Source organism: Treponema sp. R8-4-B8 (assembly GCF_054786175.1).
The window spans coordinates 1-998 of record NZ_BDHE01000132.1 but is presented as its reverse complement, the minus strand read 5'-3'; the positions used below and the strand labels follow the sequence as shown (position 1 = coordinate 998).

Genomic DNA, 998 nt, shown 5'->3' with positions numbered 1-998 from the left:
TGTTGGCAAACCGATTGATTTTGAGGAAGTTATGAGCACTCTTCACTCATATTTGGATAAATTATGAATTGGTTTGGTAATTTAAAAATAAAGTCAAGAATGATAATCGGCTTTGTGCTGATTATCGTGACGTTGGCGGGTATGGCCCTATTCGCCATCAACCGATTGAATAAAGTCGCGAATATATACGGCAACACAATGAAATACCCGGTAACAGTAAGAAGCGCCATTTTAGAGGCGCAGTCCGCGTATAATGATCTGCGCCGGATTACCAACACTATGATAGCCTTCGCGCCATTGGGCGAAAGTGAAAAGATCGACAAACTGTATCAGGAGGCCGAAACCGCGTATAGAGCGGTTATTAATACCATACAAATATTTGAAAATCTTATGAAAAAAAACCCTCTAATAAATGAAGAGGAAAGGGAAATACGGCTTGAACGCGTCGATTTGCTCAAGACCCATGTGCGGCGGTACAAAAACGAAATTTGCGATCCTATAATGAATGCGGCGCGTAACGGCGATTATAACCAGTGCATAAAGATAGCCGAAAACTTAGAAACTTTCGTGGACGAAGTTGGGGCGCTTAATATTGAATTGTACGAACTGGCGAACATCGTAGAAAAAAGAACAAGCAACAACGCGCTGGTTACCGCCAACCACTCTAAAATGCTGTTGATTATAATTTCCGTTATTTCCGTCGTTATTTCAATTATATTGGCCGTATTGATCGCCTTATTCATAACTGCGGCGCTCCAAGCCCAGGAATCGGCGCTGCTCACCATAGCGTCCATGTTTGAGTCAAACCCGCATATCAATTTATTATTTGACGACACTTTAAAAATAATCGACTGCAATCCCGAAGCGGTCACTTTTTATTCTTCGCTTGCGGTTACAGAAGGAAAAAGCGAAAAACTTCATGAAAATCAAATCAACGGGTTTACAAATTGGAAAAACCGCCGCTGTAAAAATAGCGCATCAGGCGGAAAATGGACGCT

General features: G+C 41.8%; 1 protein-coding gene. It reads left to right on the top strand.

Annotation, left to right across the window (positions count from 1 at the left end):
- Positions 1-63: 63 nt before the first annotated feature.
- A partial coding sequence (locus ACYVRA_RS07390; protein WP_461252104.1) for a CHASE3 domain-containing protein occupies positions 64-998 on the top strand: 935 nt, incomplete at its 3' end.